This window comes from Frigoribacterium sp. AC394 (genome assembly GCF_979258095.1).
In genome coordinates this window covers 1787340-1806413 of sequence record NZ_OZ409834.1, presented here as the reverse complement: position 1 = coordinate 1806413, position 19074 = coordinate 1787340, and the positions used below count along the sequence as shown (strand labels likewise).

Here is a 19074-nt window from a genome sequence, read left to right as displayed (position 1 = left end):
CAGCGGCGTTAAGCGCCGAGTTCACACCGAGGAGGTGCGGGTCCTGTGGAGGAGGCGCGGCAAGGAGCTGTCTGGGCAGTCTTCGGGTCTCACCCCTGGGCTGTGATGAGTAACAGTTTGATCTCGGATGTAACCGACTTCGCGGCCGCCGAGGAAGTCAATGCCCGCGCGAGTAACGACTGCGGAATGTAATTGTCCCCCGAAAATGCAATCGTCCCGAATAGGGCACAATTCACGGCTGTTTCAAATCCCGCTCAGGCCCTATCTTCAGATTCAGCTGAGTGGACCGGTCTTTCTTCCGGGATTTCACATCGGCCTGAGCTGGGGGAATCAGTGCTTCTACGTCGAAGTCGTCGTATCTCGATCACGCTTGCGGGAACGCTCGCCGTTGTTCTGGCGACGTCGGTTGCCACCGGCGCCTCGCCCTTGCCGGGTAGCTCAGCGGCGGTCGGCGCGGAGATCATCCCAGACGCGGAGTCAGCCGGCACTGCGGCCAAAAAGCATTGCTGGCGATCACAGTTATAAGGGGCATGCAGCCGAATATCCCGGTATGGATCGACAACAGTACAGAGGCGTCGCTGAAGACGTGATAAATAATGGCATTTATAAAAGCGGAATTAATGGACGAATTATATTCTGGTGTGAAGGTAATATGGTCGTCTATAACTCGCTCAAGCCTGGCAAGAGTACTATGTATAGACCGGTCAGAGGTATCGCAGACTTCGAGAAGGCAGATTAGTATATGACGAACAAAAGAATCACAGTTGAATTCCGGTCCGACGATTTTATAATTCTTTTAAATTGCATTAATCATTCCTATAGCGCAAGTCAACTCGAGGCGGAATATGAGGTCAGGGCAGGGGGCACAGTCGAAATCGTTGAAGATCTAAGACTTCGCATCAAGGAAAAAAGCAGGCAACTGGAAAAGAAAATCATGGAATAGGCATGTGGGGCCATAAATAAATTAATCACATACTTGTTGGCAAGCGAATAAACGAATAGATAGAGGGCACCGTGGAGAGGCATCTTAGAAGACGATTCATGACGCAAGGCGTGGATCTCTCGTCGGGGGAATTGCAGATCCTCATAAACTGTATGACCATGACCATCGAATACATCGGTCAGGACTTCGATTTCCACTCACGTATCGGGATGGAGGTGGAAGATGTCTTGGCCTTGCGCACTCGTCTCGAGGCTGAGTTGAGTGTGCTCATGATCGAGAACTCCGATTAGTGCTCAGGGATAGCAGGACGCGGTTCTCGCCCCCAGATCGGGGCTGGTCCGCCTCGCGACGTGGGCATGACGATAGTGTTGGGACTCCGCCGACAGTCGTCGAGCAATGTCCCAGCCGTTCTGATCGAGACTGAGAAGCATGCACCGCCTCACCACGCGCCCCGACCTCTCCGGGTCGACCCGCGCCTCCCGGGGCCGACGTGCCGTCACGACCGCGATCGCCGTCGTCGGGCTCAGCGTCGCCTCGCTCCTCGCCGTCCCCGCTCAGGCTCAGGCCGCCGCCCCCACCTGGGCTCAGATCGAAGAGGCCCGCAGCTCCGAGACGGCCAAGAAAGACGCCATCGCCGACGTCGAGGCCGCACTCGAGGCGGCCACGAACCGGGCCGCAGACGCCCAGAAGGCCGCCGACGCCGCCGGTGAGGTGCTCGTCGACGCGCAGGCCGCGGCCGACGAGGCCAATGCGACCTACGCCGCCATCCAGAAGAAGGCCGACGAGGCCCGCGAGCAGTCCGCCTCGTCCGAGATCGTCGTCGGTCAGGCCGCCGCGATGCTCGCCCGCCCGACCAGCACCGGCACCCTCAGCGACCTGCTGTCGTCCGGCGCCGGTGCCGAAGACACCCTCCGTGGCCTCAGCATGTCGAGCAAGGTCGGCGAGAACCTCGACGCTCTGCGTGATCGCGCCATCGCCGCCGACAACCTCGCGACCTCGCTCGCCGACCAGGCCAAGGTCGCCCTCGACGAGCGCGACCGCCTGACCGACGAGGCCGACGCCGCCCTCGACGAGGCCGTCGCCGCCAACGAGGCCGCCAAGGCCGACGCGGCGAAGATCGACACCGAGAAGGCCACGCTGGCCGCCCAGCTCGTCGTGCTGCAAGACGACCGCATCTCGATGGAGCAGGCCTTCGCCCAGGCGCAGGCCGCCGAGGCGGCGGCCGCCCAGGCGAAGCTCCAGGCCGGCGCCGCGGGCACCGGTCCGATCAGCGTCGGTGCGGGCTCCGGCCCCGGCACCACGCAGCCCGACCCCGGCACCGGCTGGGTCGCCGCGATCCGCTCGTTCGGCTCGTACCAGGCGTACGGCTACCGCGTGCACCCGATCACGGGCGAGTACAAGCTGCACGCCGGCGCCGACTTCGGCGCCTCGTGCGGCACGCCGATCTACTCGATCGCCGCCGGCACCGTCTCGTACGCGGGCCCCGCCGGCGGGTACGGCAACCTCGTGATCATCGACCACGGCAACGGCATCAGCAGCGCTTACGGGCACATGGAGTCGTCGGGCATCTTCGTGTCGCAGGGTCAGACCGTGACCCCCGGTCAGAACATCGCGGGCGTCGGCACGGCCGGCGGCTCGACGGGCTGCCACCTGCACCTCGAGGTCCGTCAGAACGGGCTCGCCACCGACCCCGTCGCCTACCTCGCCACTCAGGGCGTCCGCTAGGCCACTGCGCCCGGCGCGTCCGCCTCGTCCGCTCCGCCTGAGCTGACCACGGCGCTGGCGATCCGCGCCTCCTCGGAGGCCGCCTCGGTCACCCGCGCCTCCGCCAGCAGCTCGTCGACCACGACGCGCACCGCCGGCCGCACAGCCCGATCCGGCCGCATCAGCGCCTCGATGTGCCGCCCGGCGCGCACCTCCTCGAGCGTCGCCAGATGGAACCGCCCCCGTGCGCGCCCCGCCGACGTGTGCCGCGGAACGAGCGCCACCCCATGCCCCGCGGCCACCATGTTCTCGAGCAGCGGCAGGTGCGTGCTGCGGTGCACCACGTCCGGCGTCACGCCCGCCCGCAACGCCATGGCCATCAGCACGCGGTCGATCGGGAACCCGACCGGAACGCCGATCCACGGCTCGCCGATCACGTCGCCGAGCGTCACGCGCTCCCGCCCCGCCAGCGGGTGATCGAGCGGCATCGCCACCTCGAGCGGCTCGCGCAGCAGCGCCACGACCGCGAGCCGCGACCGGTCAGGAGGCGCGACCCCGTCCGACCGGTGCCCCACCACCACGTCGAAGTCCGCGGTCAGCCGTGCGAACTCGTCTTCGCTCACGTCGCGGTCGTCGATCTCGACCTCGATGCCGGCGTGGCCCCGCATCCGCGTCACGAACCCGGGCAGCAGCAGCTCGGCCGCCGAGGGGAACACCGCGAGCCGCACGACGCCCGTCGCGCCCGTCCGCACCGCCTCGAGCGTCGCCTCCGCCTCGGCCACCGCCGTCGACACCGCCAAGGAGGCGCGCGCGAGCGCCTGCCCCGCCTCCGTCAGTCGCACCCCGCGTCCGACCCGCTGCACCAGCTCGACGCCGAGCTGGCGCTGCAGGGTCTTGAGCTGCTGCGACACTGCACTCGGCGATCGGTGCGTGGCGGCGGCGACGGCCGTGACGCTGCCTCGTTCGCCGAGTTCGCGGAGGAGTTCGAGATGCTGCACGTCCATGAAGGGAGGCTACAAGGTCACCGCGGAGATGCGCGCTGGTCCTGCAACGAGGCATCCGCCAGCATGGAGCCATGAGCCCCCGCGACCGCCTCCTCGCCCTCGTCGTCGCGGTCTGCTGGGGAGTGAACTTCCCGATGACGGCGCTGGCGCTCGAGCACTTCCCGCCGTTCCTCCTGGTCGCGGTGCGTTTCGCGCTGCTGGCGGTGCCGACCCTGCTGCTGGTGCCGCGTCCGGCGATCCCGTGGCCGCGCCTCCTGATGGTCGGATTCGCCCTCGGGATCCTGCAGTTCGGGTTCCTGTACCTCGGCATGGAGGCCGGCATGCCGTCGGGCCTCGCATCGCTCGTGCTGCAGGCGTCCGCGCCGTTCACCGTGGTGATCGCGGGCATCTGGCTGCGCGAGCGCATCACGCGACGGCAGGCGATCGGCATCGGCGTGGCGGTGCTGGCGCTGGCCGTGATCGCGGTGCACAGGTCTCAGGTCGCGGCGCTGCTGCCCGTCGTGCTGTGTCTCTGCGCGGCGCTCGGCTGGGCGCTCGGCAACGTGGCGGTGCGGCGGGCGGCCGCTCCGAACCCGCTGCATCTGACGCTGTGGATGTCGGTCGTGCCGCCGATCCCGATGCTGGCGCTGTCGTTCGTCGTCGAGGGCCCGGCGCGGATCGGCGAGACGTTCGCGACGCTGTTCACCCTCGATGCGCTGCCGTCGATCGTGGGGCTGCTCTACGTGGTGCTCGTCGCGACGGTGCTCGGTTACGGGCTGTGGACGCGCCTCCTCGCCACGTATCCGTCGAGCACCGTCGCGCCGTTCTCGATGCTCGTCCCGGTGATCGGCGTGCTGGCGTCGTGGCTCGCGTTCGACGAGGTGCCCGACGTGGTCGAGCTCGTGGCGGGAGTGGTCGTGGTCGGCGGGGTGCTCTACGCGAGCCGCGTGGTGCGAGCCGTGCCGGAGCGGGGTGCTCGGTCTGCGGCGGACTCGGAAGCCCCTGCAGGAGGCGCGGCGGAGGTCGGCACCGCGGGTGTCGTCCCGCAGGGCGGTGCCGGCGCCGGCGCCGGTGCCGGTGCCGGTGCTGTGGGCGAGGCGGCGCCCGAGGCCGGGGTGCGCCGCTAGTCCTCCCGGGAGCGACGCGGTGCGTCGGGCGTGCGTCGCAGCCGCTCATAGCGCACGAGGCTGCGGACGGCGAACGCGCCGGTGGCGACGGCTCCGACGGCGGCCGCCCAGGGTGGGACGGTGAAGCCGGGGGAGTCGGCGGCGAGGGCGGCGGCACCGACGGCGAGCCCGGCGGTGATCGCTCCGAGCGCGATGCGGCGGCGGGGGTGTCGGCGGTGCGGGTCGACCAGGCGGACCGTGATGAGGGCGACGGTGACGGCGAGGAGGGCGACGAGCGCGCCGACGAAGCCTGCCACGGGTGCGGCGAACAGGTACGACGACGTCGACACCCCGGCGGGCGCCCCGATCGACGAGACGATCGCGATGACGACGACCACGGCGATGCCGAGCAGCGTGCCGCTGGCCATGGCCCGGACGACGAGGCCGAACACGAGACCCGCGTCGGGGCCCGTCGTGCCGGAGGAGTCGCTCACCCGGACAGGCTAGCCCCGCCCCGCCCCGCCCTGCCCGGCCCCGGCCCGCCCTGCCCGCTGCCGCGACCGACGGCTCCGCCTCGTAGGGGGCTGACTCGAGGAGGGCCGCCTCGAGGGGGGCCGCCTCGCCGAGCTGCGGTGATCGCGTGCGAGCTATTAGGCGTAGATGCGTAGGAGTGTGAGGGAGAAGGGCCCTCTCCGTGGCGAGCTATTACGCGTAGATGCGTAATAGCTCGAGAGAGAAGGGGCCTTCCCGCGACGGGTGTTACGCGTCGATGCGTAGTAGCGCTAGGGAGAAAGGGCCTTTCGGCAGTGCGGTATTGCGCGTCGATGCGTAATAGCTGGAAGGAGGAAGGGCCTCCCACGACGACGTGCGAGGCGATCGTCGCAGCCGGGCCGTGGTCTCACGGAGAGGGGGCAGGCACGCGCGTGACCCGCCGGCCTGAACGGCTCCGGGCGCAGAGTCGATCAGGCCGACAGGTCGCCCCCGCTCCCCTGCTGTTCCTCTGGTCGCAGTTTAGAGACCGGCCGCACGAATGTGCAGCCCCCGCAAAGGGGGATGACCTCGCCGCGCCGCCGTCACCGCCGTGCGGGCGTCCGCGTCTCGAGCACCCGCTCGACGGTCCGCGTCGCCGCCGCGATGCCCTCGACGTCGACCTGGGCCAGCACCTCGCCGTAGTCGTGCGGCACGGTCAGCTGTCGCTGCCATTCGGCCTGGTACAGCGCCTCCAGATACCCCGACGACTCCCGGCACGCCGCGTCGGCCGTCGCCAGGCGGATCTCGTCGCTGCTGATCGGCGACGACGGGTCGTCCGACCCGAACTCGGCCGCCATGTCGATCGTCGGCATCCCCGCGGGCGAGCGCGGCAGGGTCTCGGCCAGCGCCTCCGTCGCGAACGGCCCCGTCTCGAAGACGTCGGCGTCGATCAGGCAGCTCCGCCACTCGTCGGCGGTGTCGAGCACGCGGTCGTCGCGCCGCGCCTCCGAGAACGCGGCGTCGCCGAGCCGGATCGCGATCGACGACGTCAGGTCGTCCTGTGCCAGCTCGGGGTGCTCCGTCAGCACCTGGTCGCCGCACCTCATCCGGGCGTCGAACACGGGATCGGCGAACACCGTCGTCGAGTAGGTGCGCCAGGCCGTCGCCCCCGGGTCGTCGGTCGGCGCCACGTGGTAGCCGCGCGCCCGGGCGTCGGTCAGATCGAACGCCCGCACCGGCTGCGATTCGAGGGCGTTCGTCGCCGCGTCGACGTCTCGCCACGGGACCTCGACCCCCTCGAATCCCGCCGCCTGCAGGCACGGCTCGATCAGCAGCTCCTCGGCGTAGGTCAGCCTCGTCGTGCTCGGGCCGATGTAGGCGTCGAGCGGCATCAGCCACTCCGCGCGGTCCTGCTCGGGCGGGTTCGGCAGCGTGTAGGCCGCATTGGCGGGGATGCCGACCGCGATCACCCCGGCGACGACGACCCCGACGGAGACCGCGGTGATCCGCTTGGCGAGCTGCTCTCGGCTGCTCACCCGCGCCTCCGGTCGGGCCCGGACACCACGCCGTTCTCGTATGCGAAGACGACGATCTGCACCCGGTTGCGCATGCCCAGCTTCTGCAGCACCGAGCGCACGTGGCTCTTCACCGTCGCCTCGCTGAGGTACGCCTCGGTCGCGATCTCGGTGTTGCTCAGGCCCCTCGCGACGAGCGTGAACATCTCGCGCTCGCGGGGCGACAGGGGCGCGAGCGGGTCGACCCGGGGCGGCGCGGTCGGCGGCACGGCGAACTCGTGCACGACGTCGAGTGCGGCCCCCGCGGTCGGCACCGGGTCGCCCGCGAACGCCGCACGGATCGTCGTGATGACGTCGTCGGGCGTCGCGTCCTTCGTGAGGAACGCGTACGCCCCGGCCTTCAGCGCACCGAACACCGCTTCGTCCCGCTGGATCGTCGTCAGCGCGACGACCCGCGGCAGATCGTCCGGCGACACCCCCTCGAGGATGCGCGCCGTCGCCTCGAGCCCGTTCATCACCGGCATGCGGAGATCCATCAGCACGACGTCGGGCGACTCGCGGGCGACGAGCTCGAGCGCCTCGCGCCCGTCGACGGCCGTGCCCACGCAGGCGAGGTCGGGCTGCGCCTCGATCAGCATCCGCAGACCCGAGGCGAAGAGCGGCTGGTCGTCGACGACGGCGACGCGGATGGCGCGGGTCGGCTCGGTGAGGTCAGGCATGAGGGTCTCTCTCGTGAGGAGCGGGCGGAGCAGCGGAAGGCGCGGGTGCAGCCGCAGGCGCGTGCCCAGCAGGAGAAGGGGCGGGGCCCGACGAACCCGCACCCGTCCCGTCGAGCAGGGTGCGCGGGTAGTTGCCCGTCGAGGCGCCGGAGGTGCGGGCCGAGTCGGGCCGACGCCTGGTCGGCACGAAGACGGTCACCTCGAACCCGGTGCCGTCGCTCGACGGCTGCGCGGTCAGCCACCCGCCGGCCAGGCGCGCCCGCTCGACCATGCCGCGCACCCCGGCGCCGCGGTCGACCCCGGTGCGTGCGGCCACGAGCGGGGCGCCGCGACCCCGCGAGGTCACCAGCAGCGACAGGCCGGGCCCCCGCCAGTCCATGGCGATCACGACCTTGCTCGTCGTGCCGGCGTGCTTGAGGGCGTTCGTCAGGCTCTCCTGCACGATGCGGTAGACGGCGAGCTGCTGCGACGGCGCCAGCTCGCCGGGCTCGCCCTCCTCGGTGACGCCGATGTCCATGCCGACCTCGCGCATCGCCGAGACGAGCCCCTCGATGTCGGCGAGGGTCTCGCGGGGCGCCGTGACGTCGTCGTCCTGCGTGATCCGCTCGACGAGGCGCCGCACGTCGAGCAGGGCCGTGCGACCCACCTCGGCGATGTTCTGCAGCGACTCGGCCGTCACCTCGGGTCGGGTGTGCTGCAACGCGATCGCCCCCTGCGCCTGCGAGACGACGACCGCCAGCGAGTGCGCCAGCGCGTCGTGCACGTCGCGCGAGATGCGGGCGCGCTCCTGAGCGATGCGGAGCTCGAAGTCGGTCGCCTCGAACCGGGTCTCGGTGGCCTCGAGCGCCTGCCGGATGACCAGCACGCGCCGGATGCTCGCGAACGCCACGCCGATCGCCCACGCCCCGGCGAAGACGCCGAAGAGCGCCGCCGTCAGCAGCGAGAACTCGAGACGGAGCCCGCCGGCGGCGCCCGTGCCGACCCAGCTGCTCCAGACGTAGGGGCGCGTGATGGTCGGCACGGCGAGCAGCCAGGCGCCGAGCGCGGCGACGCCGGCCGCGATCAGCAGGGCCGCGAGGCGCAGCCACGGCGAGGGGCGCACGGCGACGAAGAACATCACCAGGGCGATGGCCACGTAGGCGCCCCAGGTGTCTTCTCGCGGGGCCTCGACGACTCCGAACAGCTGCAGCACGGGTACGACGACGACCAGCACGAGGGCCGTGACGGGCATCCAGTAGGCCAGCCCGATCGCCATCGCGAACAGACCGAAGACGACGGCGTTGTCGGCGACGCCGCCGTTGCCCCAGGTGCTCGCCACCCAGAACGCGAAGTAGACGACCGCAGCCACGGGCGCGGCGATGTGCCGCTGCCACCGCCGTACGTTCGTCATGCCGTCACGTTAGGGGAGGGTCGGGGTGCACCGCGCCTCCTCGGGGCCGTTTTCAACCCGGGGGCGCACGACGGGGGTCTGTGGAGGAGACGACGAGGGCGCACCCGCCGAAGCGGATGCGCCCTCGAGAGCAGCGATGCGGCTGCGGGGGACCGGATCAGAAGCCGGTCAGCAGGCCCTGCGTCTTGGTGGTCGCGGCGGCGTAGCGGGCGGCGACGTTGTCCCAGTTCACGATGTTCCAGAAGGCCTTGACGTAGTCGGCGCGGACGTTCTGGTAGTCGAGGTAGTAGGCGTGCTCCCACACATCGAGCATCAGCAGCGGCACGAGGCCGAACGGCACGTTGCCCTGCTGGTCGAAGAGCTGGAAGACGCTGAGCTTCTCGCCGAGCACGTCGTACGCGAGCACCGACCAGCCGGAGCCCTGCACGCCGAGCGCCGTGGCCGTGAAGTGCGCCTTGAACTTCTCGAGGTCGCCGAACTCGGAGCCGATGGCCTCGAGCAGGTCGCCGGTGGGCTCGCCGGTCTCGGGGGTCAGGTTCGTCCAGAAGATCGAGTGGTTGACGTGGCCGCCGAGGTTGAAGGCCAGGTCCTTCTCGAGCTTGTTGACGTTGGCGAGGTTGCCGGTCTCACGGGCCTCGGCGAGGGCGGCGTTGGCCGTGTTCGCGCCGGTCACGTACGTGTTGTGGTGCTTGGAGTGGTGCAGCTCCATGATCTTCGCGCTGATGTGCGGCGCGAGCGCTGCATAGTCGTAGGGGAGATCGGGAAGGGTGTACTCAGCCATGTGGGGTCCTTTCGAGTTGACCTCCGTCCACCGTACGACCTCCACCCATGTCGGGGTCAACGTTCTCCCAGCGTGATCGCAGATACGGCGACGCCGTGGTGGTGCGAAGCTGGGGGCGACGAGAGACCGAACACCAGCACCCAGGAGGCGCACCATGGCCGGATTCACCGGGCTCGGCAGGCGGCGCGCAGCCGACCCGCGCCTCCCACCGGGGCAGTACCTCGAGAACGGGTTCCCCGTGCTGTCGGCCGGGCCGACGCCGAACATCAAGCGGTGGGAGCTCCAGATCGCGACGGAGACGGCGCAGCGCTCGCTCAGCTGGGCCGACTTCCAGGCGCTGCCGCACGAGGACATCGAGACCGACATCCACTGCGTCACGAGCTGGAGCAAGCTCGGCACCCACTGGCGCGGCGTCTCGATCGACACCCTCTTCGACGGGCTCGACACGCAGCACGAGTTCGCGATGGCCACCAGTCATGGCGGTTACACGACGAATCTGCCGCTCACCGAGCTGCTGGGCGGCAAGGCATGGGTGGTCGACACCTACGAGGGGCAGCCGCTGCACGCCGAGCACGGCGGGCCCGCGCGCCTCTTCGTACCCGGGCTGTACTTCTGGAAGAGCGCCAAGTGGCTGCAGGGGCTGCAGACCATGGCCACCGACCGTCGCGGCTTCTGGGAGAGCATGGGCTACCACCCCCACGGCGACCCCTGGAAGGAGGAGCGCTACGCGTGAGCCCCGTCGCTGACTCGTTCGACTGGCTGCCCGGCACGATCGTCGCAGCGTCCCCGCAGACCGGGCGGGCGCGGTCGCTGACGATCGCGGTGCCGGGTCTGCGGCCGGCTCGAGCCGGGCAGCACGTGGATCTGCGCCTCACCGCCGAAGACGGGTACACGGCCGTGCGCTCGTACTCCCTGTCGGATGTGCGCGGCTCCCGACGGTCCGGAGGAGGCGCGGGTCGCCTCGCCGAGACGGGTGCGGATCCCGCGAGCCCAGGAGGCGCGGGTCGCGTCGCCGATGCGAGCCCGGTTCCCGACGGCCCGGGAGGCGCGGGTCGTGCCCCGCAGATCGAGGTCACGGTCGAGCGGATGGACGACGGCGAGGTGTCGCCCTACCTCGTCGACGCCGCCGAACCCGGCGACCCGATCGAGGTCCGCGGCCCGATCGGCGGCTGGTTCGTCTGGCCGCCGACCGAGTTCGAGCCCGGCTCCGCCGTGCATGCCGTGTTGCCCGAGCCGGAGGGGGCGACGCCGGTGCGCGAGGCGCCCGTGCAGCTGATCGGCGGCGGGTCGGGCCTCGCTCCGCTCATGGCGATGGTGCGGGCGCGAGGCGACGGCGCGCCTCCCATGCGTCTGCTCGCGTCGGTGCGCGGCCCGCGGTCGCGCTGGTTCGCGGGGAAGCTCGACGAGGCCGTGCGCGCCTCCTCGGGGGCTGGTGGTGGTGCTGGTGCTGGGTTGCGGGTCGACTGGGTCTACAGCCGCGAGGTGCCGGAGGGGGAGCTGCGGCCGGCGAGGCGCCTGACCCGGGACGAGCTCGAGTCGCTCGTGCTGCCCGCCGCCGAGCACCCGCTCGTCTACGTCTGCGGGGCGAACTCGTTCGTCGAGGCCGTCGCGGGGTGGCTGGTCGAGCTCGGACACGCGCCGACCCGCGTGCGCACGGAGCGCTTCGGCGGCGTGTGACGGGGCGGGCGGCGGCGGCTGTCCACAGGTCAGTGCTCGACGTCCATAACGCCCAGTATGTCGCGTGTAGCATGCCGGTCAGCGCGTCCGTCGGATGCGCCTGACACAAGGAGCACCATGTCCACTGCCAGAACCTGCCTCGCGACGATCGGCACCGCCGGCGTCGTCCTCGCCTCGCTCGTCGCCGGGCCCGCATTCGCCGCGAGCCCCGACGCGTCGGCTTCCTCGGCGGCGTCGGCGACCATCGCCTCGACCACCGGCGACGGCACGGCCGAGCGCCCCGCCATCACCCTCCTCGGCGTCAGCGACGGCGCCGTCGAGGTCGCAGTCCAGGGCGCGCCCCGCGCTCTGGTCGTCTTCACGGACGAGCGCGGCGTCGAGACCCGCACCCTGCTCGACGGCTCGGGCCGCAACACGGTCTCGATCCGCGTCGCGAACGACCGCGAGAACGTGTTCCAGGTCCGTTCCGTCGTCAGCGGCGTCCCGTACCTCTCCGAGTGGCGCGTCGACCCGCGCCAGGGCGTCGACCCCGGCACGCCGGTCGACCCCGAGGTGCCGGTCGACCCCGAGGTGCCGGTCGACCCCGAGGTGCCGGTCGACCCTGAGGTGCCGGTCGACCCTGAGGTGCCCGTCGACCCCGGTACGCCGGAGGAGCCCGGCATCCCCGGCGACTTCCGCGTCTCCTACAGTGTCGGCGCCGTGATCGAGGGCTACGCCACGGTCACCCTCGCCGGCCCCGCGGGCCAGATCTGGAGCGTCGTCGACGCCTCCGGCGACTCGTACGGCCTCGACGCCTTCGGCACCGACGGCGTCGGCCGTGTGTCGCTCCCGGCCCCGGCCGGGGTGAAGACGGCCTTCACCCTCGAGCTGCGCGAGGGCTACAGCACGGTCGTCGAGAGCCAGCCCCTCGTCATCGACCGCACCGACGAGGGCGAGACCCCCGGCGAGCCCGGTGACCCCGGTGAGCCCGGCGACCCGGGTGAGCCCGGCGACCCCGGTGAGCCCGGCACGCCGGCTCCGGGCACGGTCGTCGTCGGCGACATCGCGGACGGCCGCGCCGCGGTGACCATCCACGGTTCGCTCTTCGCGAGCTTCATGATCACGGATGCACAGGGCCGGTTCGTCACCGGCAGCTGGCTGAACGGCGAGTCGGTCACTCTCGACCTCGCGGCACCCGCCGGTGCGGTGACGACGTACACGTTGCACATCGCCGACCTGCCCGCGCCGGTGCAGTTCTCGATCGACGCCCGCTAGTCGATCCCGCTCCACCCTCTGCGCGTCTCCCCGCGCCACACCCCGAAAACCGCTCCACACCGCGATTTCTCAGGGTGTGGCGCGGTTTTCGGGGTGTGACGCAGCCGCGGCCGCGGCCGCGGCCGCGCGGGCCGGCGGGCTAGGCCTCGGGGGCGGTGGTGCGGAACGTGCTCCGCGAGACGTGCTGCTGCCAGAGCAGCTCGGCCAGGGCGTCGGGGTTCTTGCCCTCGCTCTGCGGGTCGATGCCGCCGGGGATGATCAGCTGCGCCACGTGGATCCCCTCGTCGGCGAGCACCTCGTGCAGCAGCTGCGCATAAGCGGTCTCGCCGGCGAACGCGATCGACGTGCCGGTGAGGTTCTTGCCGGGGGTGACGGCCGAGCCGCCGTTGACGAAGAGGATCGTGCCACCGCCTCCGGGCAGGAACCGCATGCCGGGCAGCACCTGGTGCACGGCCGCGACGGGTCCGTAGACCGAGAACTCGATCGGCCCGACGAGGTCCGCCGGCGTCGTCTCGAGCACGGGGCGCATGAAGTCCTTCTGCGGCAGGGGGCTGTACTGCAGCACCTGGATCGGCCCGAGCTGCTCGGTCGCCTGCTCCAGCGCGGCTGCGAGGCTCGCGGGGTCGCGCACGTCGGCGGTGAAGCCCTGAGCCGTGACGCCGTCGGCGCCGAGCTCGGCGGCCAGCGCGTCGAGCCGCCCCTGGTGCCGTGAGATCAGCGCGACGCTGTAGCCCTCCCGGCCGAATCGTCGGGCGACGGCAGCGCCGAGCCCCTTGCCTGCTCCGATGATCGCGAGTGTCGTCATGCCCCCACTCAACCAAGGAGGCGCGGGTCGGCACCCAGGCAGCGCCCCGCCCCCTGCGCTCCCGCACCCCGCCCCGCCCCCTCGAGGTGACGCAAAGCGTGGCCCCCTGGCGCCCCAGGCCCCGTTTCGAGTCACTTCGTTCGGGCGAGAGGTGCGGGAGGTGCGGGTCGGCCCCCAGGAAGCCCGCCGCCCCCTGCGCCCCGTCCCGCCCCATCGAGGTGACGCAACGCGTGGCCTCCTAGCGCCCCAGCGCCCGTTCCGCGTCACATCGTTCGGCGCCGGCGGCGCCCGCCCGCGCGGCGCCTCATCGAGGTGACGCAAAGCGCGGCCTGCCGGCGCCTCAGGGCCCGTTTCGCGTCACTTCGTTCGGGTGCGACGCGCGGGAGGCGCGGGTCGGCACCCGGGGAGCCCGCCGTCCCCCGCACCCCGTCCCGCACCCGTCCCGCCCCATCGAGGTGACGCAACGCGTGGCCCCCTGGCGCCCAAGGGCCCGTTTCGAGTCACTTCGTTCTGCGCCGGCGGCGCCCGCCTGCGCGGCGCCTCATCGAGGTGACGCAAAGCGCGGCCTCCTGGCGCCCGAGGGGCCGTTTCGGGTCACTTCGTTCGGGGAGGGGGCGCGCCGCGGCGCCGCGGCGCGCGGGCGGGCGCCCAGGCGGGGGCTGCGAGCATGGACGCCGTACCCCGTCGGCCCCTGACCAGGAGCAACTCGTGTCGCCTCGCACCCTCTTCCGCTCGTTCGCCGTCGCCGAGGTGGTGACCTGGTCGCTGCTGATCGGCGGCATGCTGCTGAAGTACGTCGCCCGCGTCGGCGACTGGCCGGTCAGCGTCGCCGGGCCGATCCACGGCTTCGTGTTCCTGGCGTATCTCGTCGCCGGGGTCGTCGTCGCGGTCAACCAGCGCTGGTCGCTCGGTGTCACGCTGGCTGCGCTGGCGAGCGCTGTCGTGCCGTACGCGTCGGTCCCGGTCGAGCGCTGGATCGACCGCAGCGGGCGACTCCGCGGCGACTGGCGACGCACCGCCACCGACGACCCCCGTGACCGCCGCCCGCTCGACCGCCTGCTGCGCTGGATGCTCACGCACCTCGGGCTCGCCCTGGGGTTGCTCGTCGCCGGTGTGGTGGTCGTGTTCGTCGTTCTGCTCGTGGTCGGGCCTCCGGTCGGGGGCTGACCGGCGGGACGGGCGGGGGGTGTCGCGTCGCGCCTCCGCGGCTCGGGATCCATCGGATGCTGGCGGTCTGACGTATACCCCCCTAGGGTATGTGTATGAGCACCGGGCACCCTGACAGCACCCCGCACGCCGACCACGCAGGAGGCGCGGGTCGCGACGACCGCGCTGCTCGCGACGCGCATGCGGGTCACGACCCGCACGCGGATCACGAAGGAGGTGCGGGTCACGACGCGCACGCCGGTCACGCGGGTCACGACGCGCACGCGGGTCACGACGCGCACGCCGGGCATGACGCGCACGCTGGGCACACCGGACACGGCGGGCACGGGCACGGGCACGGGCACGGGCACGGCGGGCACGGCGATCACGCGGCGCAGTTCCGCGACAAGTTCTGGGTGAGTCTGGTCGTGGCGATCCCGGTGATCGTCTTCAGCTCGATGTTCGCGGGGCTGCTGGGCTACGACGTGCCCGAGTTCCCCGGTTCGACGTGGATCTCGCCGGTGCTCGGCACGTTCCTGTTCTTCTGGGGCGGCTGGCCGTTCCTCAGCGGAGGGGTTGCCGAGGCGCGAGCCAAGCAGCCCGGCATGATGCTGCTCATCGCGATGGCGATCACCGTCGCCTTCGCCGCGAGCTGGGCGACCCAGCTCGGCATCGGCGGGCTCGACCTCGACTTCTGGTGGGAGCTCGCTCTCCTCGTCGTCATCATGCTGCTCGGCCACTGGATCGAGATGCGGGCGCTCGGCGCCGCCTCCGGAGCGCTCGACGCCCTCGCGGCGCTGCTGCCCGACACCGCCGACCGCGTCGTCGCACCCGACACCGCCGACGCCGACACCGCCGACACCGAGCCCGTCGCGATCGCGGAGCTGGCGGTCGACGACGTCGTGCTCGTCCGCTCGGGCGGGAGGGTCCCCGCCGACGGCAGCATCGTCGACGGCGAGGCCGCGATGGACGAGTCGATGATCACGGGTGAGTCCCGCACGGTCTCCCGCGCTGTCGGCGACCGCGTCGTCGCCGGAACGGTCGCCACCGACGGCACCCTGCGCGTGCGGGTCGAGGCGGTCGGCGAGGCCACGGCGCTCGCCGGGATCCGCCGTCTCGTGGCCGAGGCGCAGGCCTCGTCGTCGCGGGCTCAGGCGCTCGCCGACCGCGCCGCCGCCCTGCTGTTCTGGTTCGCCGCGGGCGCGGGTGTCATCACCTTCGTCGTCTGGCTGCTGATCGGCGACGTCGACCAGGCCATCACGCGCACGGTCACCGTGCTCGTCATCGCCTGCCCGCACGCCCTCGGCCTGGCGATCCCGCTCGTGATCGCCATCTCGACCGAACGCGCCGCGCGCGCCGGAGTGCTCGTCAAAGACCGCCTCGCCCTCGAGCGCATGCGTCTGGTCGACACCGTCCTGTTCGACAAGACGGGCACCCTCACGCGGGGCGAGCCGGTCGTGACGGACGTGACGACCGCCTCCTCGGACTCCACCGCCTCCGCCTCCTCCGACGACCGTCGGCACGCCGCGCTGCGCCTCGCGGCCGCCGTCGAGCGCGACAGCGAGCACCCTCTGGCCCGGGCCATCGTCCGCGCCGCGGCCGAGTCGCCTCACGCCCGAGCCGAGGAGGCGCGGGTCGACGTCACCGACTTCCGCACCGTCACGGGGCGCGGCGTCGAGGGCACGATCGACGGCGTGCGGGTCGCGGTCGGCGGCCCGGGTCTGCTGCGCGACGGCGACCACGAGGTGCCCGACGAGATCGGCGCCGCGACCGCATCGTGGTCGGACGACGGCGCCACCGTGCTCTATCTCGTGCGCGACGGCGCGGTCGAGGCGGCCTTCGCCCTGCGCGACGAGGTGCGCCCCGAGTCGGCGGAGGCGGTGCGACGTCTGCACGAGGCGGGCGTGCGCGTCGCCATGATCACCGGCGACGCGCGGCCCGTCGCCGAGGCCGTCGGGCGCGAGCTCGGCATCGACGAGGTGTTCGCCGAGGTGCGCCCCGACGAGAAGGACGCCCGCGTGGCCGAGCTCCAGGAGCGCGGCCAGAGGGTCGCGATGGTGGGCGACGGCGTGAACGACGCTCCGGCGCTCGCCCGCGCCGACGTCGGCATCGCGATCGGCGCCGGGACGGACGTCGCCGTCGAGTCGGCCGGCGTCGTTCTCGCCTCGAACGATCCGCGGGCCGTGCTGTCGGTCATCTCGCTGTCGCGGGTCGGCTACCGCAAGATGATCCAGAACCTCGTCTGGGGCGCCGGCTACAACGTGCTGTCGGTGCCGCTCGCCGCCGGGGTCCTGGCAGGGGTCGGCTTCGTCCTCTCGCCCGCCGCCGGTGCGGTGCTGATGAGCCTGTCGACAGTGATCGTCGCGCTCAACGCGCAGCTGCTGCGTCGCTGGAAGCCCGCCGCCTGACAGGTCGCTGATTGTTTTAGTTGCTAAGAGAAATCTGCCGGAGGCGCGACTAGCGTCATCCGCATGAGTTCCGACCCGCAGACCAGCAGCCCCGCCCGCACCCCGTCGCCCGCGGCGGGCGACTCGCGCGCCACGAGCGACGCGCCCGCCACCGGCGCCGACGTCGTCCGCCAGATCGTCGTGCTGGTCAGCGCGGTCGTCGCGATCGTGCTCGCGGCCGTCGGCTCGGGCGCCTTCGGCGGCACCGCGGTCGCCGACGCCGCCGGGGGAGCCCTCAGCGCCACGGCCACGACCGTCGCCCCCGCGACCACGGCGTTCAGCATCTGGAGCGTCATCTACCTCGGCCTCGTCGCCTACGCCGTCTACCAGGCCCTGCCCCGTCAGCGGGCCGTCACGCGGCACCGTCGCCTCGGCTACTGGGTCGCCGCCTCGATGCTGCTGAACGCGGGCTGGCTCTTCGCGGCCGTGCAGCTCGGCAGCGTCTGGCTGGGCGCGGCCGTGATCGTCGCGCTGCTGCTCGTGCTCGCGCGCATCTTCGTCATCTGCTTCCACACCGCCTCGAGCGGCTGGGTCGACGCCGTCGTGACCGACGGCACCTTCGGCCTCTACCTCGGCTGGGTCAGCGTGGCGACGGTCGCGAACGTGGCCGCCGGGTTCGTCGACGCAGGCTTCGACGGCTTCGGTCTGCCGGCCGGCTTCTGGTCGGCCGTGGTGCTCGGGGTCGCGGCCCTGGTCGGCGTCGCGATCGCCTTCGCCGGGCGCGGTCGCATCGCCCCCGCCCTGTCGCTGAGCTGGGGTCTGTCGTGGATCGCAGTGGGACGTCTGCTCGGCGAACCCGAGAACACGGTGGCCGGCGTCGCGGCGATCATCGCGGCGGTCGTCGTGCTAGGCGTGACGGTGGCCGTGCGGGTGGCGCGAGGTCGCGTCGGCGCCACCCGCTCGCTGCACCGCTGAGCGCCGGCGCCGCCGCCGCCGCGCGCCGCCGCGCTTCAGCGTCACACCCCGTTCTCGGCGCAGCACCCCGAAAGATCCGGGTGTAGCGCCGAAAACGGGGTGTAGCGCGCTGCGGGGCCGCGCGAGCGGCTAGCGGCCGCCGGCGAGCTTGCGGTCGCGCTGCGCGACGCCGGCGGTGCCGTACGGGTAGTCGTCGATCCGCGGGGCGCTGGCGGCCGACAGGCGGGCGACCTCGTCGTCGGTCAGCGCGACCGCGACGTCCGACGCCCCGAGGTTGTCGGAGAGCTGCTCGACCGACCGCGCGCCCAGGATGACCGACGTCACCGCGGGCTGACGCAGCAGCCACGCGAGCGAGACCTGCGACGCCGACGCGTCGTGGGCGGCGGCGATCGAGGTGACCTCGTCGAGGACGGCCCAGGTGCGCTCGTCCGCGTTCCGCGCCTCCCAGGCCTCCATTCCGCGCTTCGGGTCCTCTCCGAGGCGGGTGGCTCCGGTCGGGGCCTGGTCGCGGGTGTACTTGCCGCTCAGCCAGCCGCCCGCCAGGGGCGACCACGGCAGCAGGCCGATGCCGGCGTCGAGCGAGGCCGGCACGATCTCGTGCTCGATGTCGCGCACGAGCAGGTTGTACTGCGGCTGCAGGGTCACGGGCGGCGTGAAGCCGAGGGCCGCGGCGCGACCGACGGCCTTGCTCACCTGCCAGCCGAGGTAGTTCGAGAAGCCGTAGTAGCCGATCTTGCCCGCGCTGACGGCGTCGTCCAGGAACCGAAGGGTCTCGTCGATCGGCGTCAGGTGGTCCCACGCGTGCATCTGGTAGAGGTCGACGTGCTCGACGCCGAGTCGGGTGAGTGAGGCGTCGAGGGCGGTCGCGAGGTGACGGCGCGACAGCCCGACGTCGTTCGGGCCGGCCCCCATCGGGAACCGCCCCTTCGTCGCGAGCACGACCTGCGCCTCCTCGGTCGGGTGCTTCGCGAGCCAGCGCCCGATGATCTCCTCCGACACGCCCGCGCTGTACACGTCGGCGGTGTCGACCAGCGTGCCGCCCGCCGCGACGAAGGCGTCGAGCAGGGCGAAGGAGGTGGTCTCGTCGGCTTCGGCGCCGAAGGTCATGGTGCCGAGTGTCAGCTCCGACACGGAGGCGCCGCTGTTTCCCAGAGTTCTGTAGTCCATGTCGGCGACGCTACGCCCCGTCCCGCGGCTCGGGATCTCACCCGCTCGGAGC

17 protein-coding genes are annotated in these 19074 nt (G+C 71.7%); 9 read left to right on the top strand and 8 right to left on the bottom strand.

The features are described from left to right. The first annotated feature begins 1101 nt into the window (after positions 1 to 1101). Together ACZZY9_RS08295 and ACZZY9_RS08290 are read left to right on the top strand one after the other, a co-directional pair. Positions 1102 to 1233: a hypothetical protein gene (locus ACZZY9_RS08295; RefSeq protein WP_463463737.1), complete on the top strand. Its 132-nt coding sequence runs from the start codon at positions 1102 to 1104 to the stop codon at positions 1231 to 1233. 139 nt (positions 1234 to 1372) lie between these two features. Then, a complete protein-coding gene (locus ACZZY9_RS08290) occupies positions 1373 to 2668 on the top strand; it encodes a M23 family metallopeptidase (protein ID WP_243215573.1) in 1296 nt (431 codons plus the stop codon). Here the strand turns inward: ACZZY9_RS08290 and ACZZY9_RS08285 are convergent. Beyond that, entirely contained in the window at positions 2665 to 3651 is a 987-nt protein-coding gene (locus ACZZY9_RS08285) for a LysR family transcriptional regulator (RefSeq protein WP_463463736.1), read from the bottom strand. The two genes, ACZZY9_RS08290 and ACZZY9_RS08285, sit on opposite strands and share 4 nt — an antisense overlap. A gap of 71 nt (positions 3652 to 3722) precedes the next feature. Here ACZZY9_RS08285 and ACZZY9_RS08280 point away from each other — a divergent pair, with 71 nt between their 5' ends. After that, positions 3723 to 4757 carry an EamA family transporter gene (locus tag ACZZY9_RS08280; RefSeq protein ID WP_463463735.1) on the top strand — a complete coding sequence of 345 codons (1035 nt, stop codon included), beginning with the start codon at positions 3723 to 3725 and terminating at the stop codon, positions 4755 to 4757. On the opposite strand, the gene ACZZY9_RS08275 is transcribed toward ACZZY9_RS08280, so the two are convergent. The 5 genes from ACZZY9_RS08275 to ACZZY9_RS08255 all read right to left on the bottom strand — a co-directional run bounded on the left by ACZZY9_RS08275 (position 4754) and on the right by ACZZY9_RS08255 (position 9611). After that, positions 4754 to 5230, bottom strand: coding sequence for a hypothetical protein (locus ACZZY9_RS08275; RefSeq protein WP_463463734.1), 477 nt, complete (start codon positions 5228 to 5230; stop codon positions 4754 to 4756). The genes ACZZY9_RS08280 and ACZZY9_RS08275 overlap by 4 nt on opposite strands. A gap of 579 nt (positions 5231 to 5809) precedes the next feature. Then, positions 5810 to 6742: a hypothetical protein gene (locus ACZZY9_RS08270; RefSeq protein WP_463463733.1), complete on the bottom strand. Its 933-nt coding sequence runs from the start codon at positions 6740 to 6742 to the stop codon at positions 5810 to 5812. Continuing rightward, positions 6739 to 7440, bottom strand: coding sequence for a response regulator (locus tag ACZZY9_RS08265; RefSeq protein WP_463463732.1), 702 nt, complete (start codon positions 7438 to 7440; stop codon positions 6739 to 6741). The genes ACZZY9_RS08270 and ACZZY9_RS08265 overlap by 4 nt, the downstream gene beginning before the upstream one ends. Next, positions 7433 to 8830, bottom strand: a complete 1398-nt coding sequence (locus ACZZY9_RS08260) for a sensor histidine kinase (RefSeq protein ID WP_463463731.1) — start codon at positions 8828 to 8830, stop codon at positions 7433 to 7435. Before ACZZY9_RS08260 ends, ACZZY9_RS08265 begins: the two co-directional genes overlap by 8 nt. Positions 8831 to 8987: 157 nt before the next feature. Next, complete coding sequence (locus tag ACZZY9_RS08255; RefSeq protein ID WP_243215559.1) at positions 8988 to 9611, bottom strand: superoxide dismutase; 624 nt, start codon at positions 9609 to 9611, stop codon at positions 8988 to 8990. 154 nt (positions 9612 to 9765) lie between these two features. On the opposite strand from ACZZY9_RS08255, the gene ACZZY9_RS08250 reads away from it, so the two are divergent. The 3 genes from ACZZY9_RS08250 (at position 9766) to ACZZY9_RS08240 (ending at position 12542) form a co-directional block, all read left to right on the top strand. Next, positions 9766 to 10344 (top strand): molybdopterin-dependent oxidoreductase, encoded by a 579-nt coding sequence (locus ACZZY9_RS08250; protein WP_192061686.1) that lies wholly within the window; start codon positions 9766 to 9768, stop codon positions 10342 to 10344. After that, positions 10341 to 11288 (top strand): ferredoxin reductase domain-containing protein, encoded by a 948-nt coding sequence (locus ACZZY9_RS08245; RefSeq protein ID WP_463463730.1) that lies wholly within the window; start codon positions 10341 to 10343, stop codon positions 11286 to 11288. Before ACZZY9_RS08250 ends, ACZZY9_RS08245 begins: the two co-directional genes overlap by 4 nt. Positions 11289 to 11405: 117 nt before the next feature. After that, positions 11406 to 12542: a hypothetical protein gene (locus ACZZY9_RS08240; RefSeq protein WP_463463729.1), complete on the top strand. Its 1137-nt coding sequence runs from the start codon at positions 11406 to 11408 to the stop codon at positions 12540 to 12542. A gap of 139 nt (positions 12543 to 12681) precedes the next feature. Here ACZZY9_RS08240 and ACZZY9_RS08235 read toward each other — a convergent pair whose 3' ends face one another. Further along, positions 12682 to 13347, bottom strand: coding sequence for an SDR family NAD(P)-dependent oxidoreductase (locus tag ACZZY9_RS08235; protein WP_463463728.1), 666 nt, complete (start codon positions 13345 to 13347; stop codon positions 12682 to 12684). A gap of 708 nt (positions 13348 to 14055) precedes the next feature. Here ACZZY9_RS08235 and ACZZY9_RS08230 point away from each other — a divergent pair. The 3 genes from ACZZY9_RS08230 to ACZZY9_RS08220 all read left to right on the top strand — a co-directional run bounded on the left by ACZZY9_RS08230 (position 14056) and on the right by ACZZY9_RS08220 (position 17855). Continuing rightward, positions 14056 to 14514 carry a DUF3817 domain-containing protein gene (locus ACZZY9_RS08230; protein ID WP_192061688.1) on the top strand — a complete coding sequence of 153 codons (459 nt, stop codon included), beginning with the start codon at positions 14056 to 14058 and terminating at the stop codon, positions 14512 to 14514. A gap of 95 nt (positions 14515 to 14609) precedes the next feature. Further along, positions 14610 to 16901, top strand: a complete 2292-nt coding sequence (locus ACZZY9_RS08225; RefSeq protein WP_463463727.1) for a heavy metal translocating P-type ATPase — start codon at positions 14610 to 14612, stop codon at positions 16899 to 16901. Between the two features lie 63 nt (positions 16902 to 16964). Continuing rightward, positions 16965 to 17855, top strand: a complete 891-nt coding sequence (locus ACZZY9_RS08220; RefSeq protein WP_463463726.1) for a TspO/MBR family protein — start codon at positions 16965 to 16967, stop codon at positions 17853 to 17855. Positions 17856 to 17984: 129 nt separating this feature from the next. Here the strand turns inward: ACZZY9_RS08220 and ACZZY9_RS08215 are convergent, their stop codons facing one another. After that, positions 17985 to 19022: an aldo/keto reductase gene (locus ACZZY9_RS08215; RefSeq protein ID WP_192061691.1), complete on the bottom strand. Its 1038-nt coding sequence runs from the start codon at positions 19020 to 19022 to the stop codon at positions 17985 to 17987. Positions 19023 to 19074 lie beyond the last annotated feature (52 nt).

Bases quoted from the DNA above. Each gene is read 5' to 3' on its own strand.
- ACZZY9_RS08285 (WP_463463736.1), bottom strand. From the start codon at position 3,651: ATGGACGTGCAGCATCTCGAACTCCTCCGCGAACTCGGCGAACGAGGC.
- ACZZY9_RS08215 (WP_192061691.1), bottom strand. From the start codon at position 19,022: ATGGACTACAGAACTCTGGGAAACAGCGGCGCCTCCGTGTCGGAGCTG.
- ACZZY9_RS08280 (WP_463463735.1), top strand. From the start codon at position 3,723: ATGAGCCCCCGCGACCGCCTCCTCGCCCTCGTCGTCGCGGTCTGCTGG.
- ACZZY9_RS08265 (WP_463463732.1), bottom strand. From the start codon at position 7,440: ATGCCTGACCTCACCGAGCCGACCCGCGCCATCCGCGTCGCCGTCGTC.
- ACZZY9_RS08235 (WP_463463728.1), bottom strand. From the start codon at position 13,347: ATGACGACACTCGCGATCATCGGAGCAGGCAAGGGGCTCGGCGCTGCC.
- ACZZY9_RS08290 (WP_243215573.1), top strand. From the start codon at position 1,373: ATGCACCGCCTCACCACGCGCCCCGACCTCTCCGGGTCGACCCGCGCC.
- ACZZY9_RS08240 (WP_463463729.1), top strand. From the start codon at position 11,406: ATGTCCACTGCCAGAACCTGCCTCGCGACGATCGGCACCGCCGGCGTC.
- ACZZY9_RS08255 (WP_243215559.1), bottom strand. From the start codon at position 9,611: ATGGCTGAGTACACCCTTCCCGATCTCCCCTACGACTATGCAGCGCTC.
- ACZZY9_RS08220 (WP_463463726.1), top strand. From the start codon at position 16,965: ATGAGTTCCGACCCGCAGACCAGCAGCCCCGCCCGCACCCCGTCGCCC.
- ACZZY9_RS08295 (WP_463463737.1), top strand. From the start codon at position 1,102: ATGACCATCGAATACATCGGTCAGGACTTCGATTTCCACTCACGTATC.
- ACZZY9_RS08260 (WP_463463731.1), bottom strand. From the start codon at position 8,830: ATGACGAACGTACGGCGGTGGCAGCGGCACATCGCCGCGCCCGTGGCT.
- ACZZY9_RS08225 (WP_463463727.1), top strand. From the start codon at position 14,610: ATGAGCACCGGGCACCCTGACAGCACCCCGCACGCCGACCACGCAGGA.
- ACZZY9_RS08250 (WP_192061686.1), top strand. From the start codon at position 9,766: ATGGCCGGATTCACCGGGCTCGGCAGGCGGCGCGCAGCCGACCCGCGC.